This window comes from Sulfuricurvum sp., assembly GCF_019163035.1.
Classification (GTDB): Bacteria; Campylobacterota; Campylobacteria; order Campylobacterales; family Sulfurimonadaceae; genus Sulfuricurvum.
This window is the reverse complement of sequence record NZ_JAFLKV010000144.1, coordinates 4,734-8,661: the sequence shown is the minus strand read 5'-3', so window position 1 is coordinate 8,661 and position 3,928 is coordinate 4,734. Positions and strand designations below refer to the sequence as shown.

Sequence of the window (3,928 nt, the reverse complement as noted above, 5' to 3'; positions counted from 1 at the left end):
GCATCAACATTGTTGTTGGTCGTTCCCGTTTTTCCGGCAATCTCGATCCCTCCGACACGCGCACCGGTTCCTGTACCATACGATACAACATCTTTAAGAATCGAGGTCATTAGGTAGATCTGCTGTGGGGTATTGACCTGACGGCTTTTGTTTTGATATTTAATCGTCTCTCCGGTAGGAGTGATCACTTCACGAACCAACATCGGGTTGGTCAAGGCTCCTCCGCTAGCAAACATAGTGTAATATTTTGCCAAATCTATCGGAGAAATAGAGATCGTCCCAAGAGCAATGGAGAGATCAGGAGGAAGATTCTCAACGATTCCATACCGTCTCAATCCGTCGGTAATTTTTCCAAATCCCATATCACTAACCATATTGATCGTTGCTAGATTACGGGAGTGGGTTAGAGCATCACGGATCGTAACCATCCCTTTGTACTCATTTTTATAGTTTTTAGGCTGCCACGTTTTCTCTTCGCCATCGTCCCCAGAATAGCTATAAGTACGGGCTATATCGGGAACAAGCGATGAGGGAGACATACCGCTATCGAGTGCAACTTGATAAATAAACGGTTTAAAGGCTGATCCTGGTTGGCGCTTTGCCTGTGTGACACGATTGTAAGGGCTAAGGGCATAATCATACCCCCCTACCATCGCTAAAATCTCACCGCTAGAGGGGTTAAGACTGATAAGCGCACCATTAAGCTGACGCTGCATATTTTCATCCAAATCACCCGCTTCTTGCGCCCGCTTTAAAATCTCATTTCGACCTGATTGGAGTGCTTTGTACCCTGCTTCTTGAAGACGTATATCAATCGTGGTGTAAATTTTATAACCGCCGCTTCGGATGTCAGGAAACGCATCGCCAAGCTGACGCATTACCTCATCAATAACATAAGGGCCTGCATTTTTGCTGAGGGTGTCGTTATAGACTTTAGGTCGCTCCCCCGTCGCTTTTTCATACGTCCCTTTATCGATCCATCCTAGCTCATACATACGTCCGATAACACGGTTTGCACGCCCCAAAGAGAGCTCATAGTTTTTGGTCGGGGAATAAAAGTTCGGTGCTTTCGGTAATCCGACAAGCATTGCCATCTCTTTAAGGGTAAGTTCTTTAAGCGGTTTACGGAAATAGCCGTCCGATGCCGTTTTAATCCCGTAATACCCATGCCCCAAATAAATTTCATTGAAATAACGCTCTAAAATCTGCTCTTTGGAAAGTTCTTGCTCAATACGGATGGCATACAACACCTCTTTGAACTTACGAGAAAACTTTTTCTCTCGATTAAGAAGGGTATTTTTGACCAACTGCTGGGTAATCGTACTCGCACCCTCTTTCAGTTTTCCCGCGCTCACGTCTTTAATAATCGCACGCATAACCGCATCGGGATTAACACCGCCATGTTCGAAAAACATCGTATCTTCAATCGCCAAGAGCGCTTCGATAAGACGTGGCGGTATATTTTCATACGAGACATAATATCGATGTTCATCGCTGAAAAGGTTAGCGATTTTATTCCCGTTACGATCGTATACTTCGGTCGTTAAGCGAGGTTGATATTTGATCAGTTTTTGGGTTTCATATTCAAAAGAGTAGATAAGATAGCCTAAAAAAACAACCGGAATCAAAATAATGATCCCCAATCCTATGAGCAGATATTTTCTCATTTTTGTCCTTAGCGGTACTTCTTCATAGGAGTTGATCAATTTCTAAATCCTCTGGTTTTAAATTCGGCGTTTATTAACGCTTGGGTATATTCCTCTTGTGGGTGAGCGATGACATCTGCCATAACCCCCTCTTCGATCACAGAACCGTTGCGTAAAATACAAATATCATCGCACAGCGCCGATGCGACACTCATATCGTGGGTTACAAATAACATCTTGAAACCCATCGATTCTTGCAAAGTTTTTAACAATACAATCATAGCCTCTTTTGACTCAGGATCAAGTGCGGTGGTCGGCTCATCGAGCAGTAACAGTTTAGGGTTAGAGCCCAAAGCAATCGCAACAACAACCCGCTGTAACTGCCCCCCTGAGAGTTCGGGAGGGAAACGCTCCAGTAATGATACCTCCAACCCTAGCATCGTAAAAAGTTCTTCGCATCTCTCTTGCGTGAGAAACATCTGATCTTTTATCCGCGTAAGGGGTGAGAGCGCCGTAAACGGATTTTGGGGAACAAGCGAGAGGGTATCCCCCCTCTTCCACTCAAAATCAGATCGCGTCTCTAATACCCGCTCCAACGTCGGATCTAAAAGCCCCAACAACGCTTTCAGACTCAGCGATTTTCCGCTCCCACTCTCTCCGACCAATGCCAATGAACGCCGAATCTCGAATGAGATATCCACCAACACTTTCTCATCATGAGTGATTCTGAGCCGGTCGATGTGAATAGAGTTCATTACGTTATTTTACCCAAATATGTGTTAATCGCTCACACACATCGCGCAAACGGCTCTCGTCAATATCGACCCGTGCGATGAGACGCAAGATCGCTTTTTTCACCGTCGGCTGACGAATCGCACCGACATGAAATCCCATCTCATTTTTTAGGATCTCTTGCAGTCGCATCACTTCGCGATTGTCTCCGATTTCGATGGGGACAATCAGCCCCGCACACCTTAGTCCCAGTAGTTCATAGACAATTTTTTGACGGTTAGCGATTTGTTCGCGTAACTCTAGGGTATGGCTTTGTATATACTCCAACGCATGGTGAGCGCGCGCCGTATCATACAAAGAAGGTGCCGTCGCATAGATCACATTTTTGGCGCGGTTGATGAGATAGTCGCTGATATGAGCTGAGGAGAGAACATACGCTCCGAAACTTCCGTACGCTTTGCCCAATGTCCCCATTTTAATCATCAGCGGTGTCGGTTCAATCGCATAATAATCGAGTATACCCATTAAATGCGTACCGATCACTCCGCTGCTGTGCGCTTCATCCAAAATCAAAATCGCTTCATGTGCAATGGCAAGCTCGATGATCGCTTTGGGAACAAGGTCACCCCCCATCGAGTAGATCCCCTCAACCGCGACAATGATCCGTTTTCCAAATGAGCGAATCAGCTCTTTTTCCAATGCGCTTGCATCGTTATGAGGAAAAAAGATCACCTCCCCCTCACACATACGAGAGCCTGCAACCCCGCTGGCATGATACTCTTCATCCATTAAGAGGACATCCCCCTTACGTACAAGAGCTTCAATCAGACCGATATTGGCGTTAAACCCGCTCCCCATAACAATCCCCGCTTCAAAGCCGTTGGCATCACACAATGCATTTTCAAACGCCGCATGGATCGGGTGGTAGCCGTTGACCAGCATCGATGCTTTCGGAGCATGATCAGGATATCTAGCTAGAGTTTCACACGCTTTGAGATGAAGCTCCTTTTTTTCAGCCAGCCCCAAATAATCGTTCGATGCGGCATCGATCAGTGAGCTGTCTCGAATACGGCGTTCACGGTAACGACCTGAGCGCTTCAGGGCTTTGAGTTCACTCTCATAGGGATGGTTCATCATAAAAACGGCTTTAGTACTTCGGTACAAAGACCCATTGCGGTACTCTCAAAACCGCGCACTTCACGGATGTAAGGTTTGCAAAACCCCTCCACCATACATGCTCCCGCCTTGCCTCTCCACTCTCCGCTATGAAGATAATTCTCAACCTCATTCGGATCAAAAACATCGAAAAAATAGTGGGTCGAAGAGATATCGAGGAGTTCGAAGCGTGGCGTTTTGTAGATCATACAGGTGATGATTGCGACCTCAGAGCCGCTTTGGGTCTCCAAAATCATCCGTGCATCCGCTTCGTCTTTCGCTTTGCGCAAAATTTTCCCCTGCGCCGTCACGACCGTATCGGCAACAAGGAGAGGATAATCGGCACATCCAAATTTTTCCAAATTGAGACGATATTTTCCGAGTGTTGCTTGATA

General features: G+C 46.2%; 4 protein-coding genes. All 4 read right to left on the bottom strand.

Annotated elements, in window-relative coordinates; genetic code table 11:
* Positions 1–1,667 (bottom strand): PBP1A family penicillin-binding protein (locus tag JZU62_RS10405; protein WP_295014538.1); only part of this gene is annotated, 1,667 nt, incomplete at its 3' end.
* 35 nt (positions 1,668–1,702) lie between these two features.
* On the bottom strand, positions 1,703–2,401 hold the full coding sequence (locus tag JZU62_RS10400) for an ATP-binding cassette domain-containing protein (RefSeq protein ID WP_295014536.1): 699 nt from the start codon (positions 2,399–2,401) through the stop codon (positions 1,703–1,705).
* Between the two features lie 4 nt (positions 2,402–2,405).
* Complete coding sequence (locus JZU62_RS10395) at positions 2,406–3,515, bottom strand: pyridoxal phosphate-dependent aminotransferase family protein (RefSeq protein ID WP_295014534.1); 1,110 nt, start codon at positions 3,513–3,515, stop codon at positions 2,406–2,408.
* Positions 3,512–3,928 (bottom strand): septum formation inhibitor Maf (maf, locus tag JZU62_RS10390; RefSeq protein ID WP_295014532.1); only part of this gene is annotated, 417 nt, incomplete at its 5' end. The genes JZU62_RS10395 and maf, both read right to left, overlap by 4 nt.

Bases quoted from the DNA above. Each gene is read 5' to 3' on its own strand.
- JZU62_RS10395 (WP_295014534.1), bottom strand. From the start codon at position 3,515: ATGATGAACCATCCCTATGAGAGTGAACTCAAAGCCCTGAAGCGCTCA.
- JZU62_RS10400 (WP_295014536.1), bottom strand. From the start codon at position 2,401: ATGAACTCTATTCACATCGACCGGCTCAGAATCACTCATGATGAGAAA.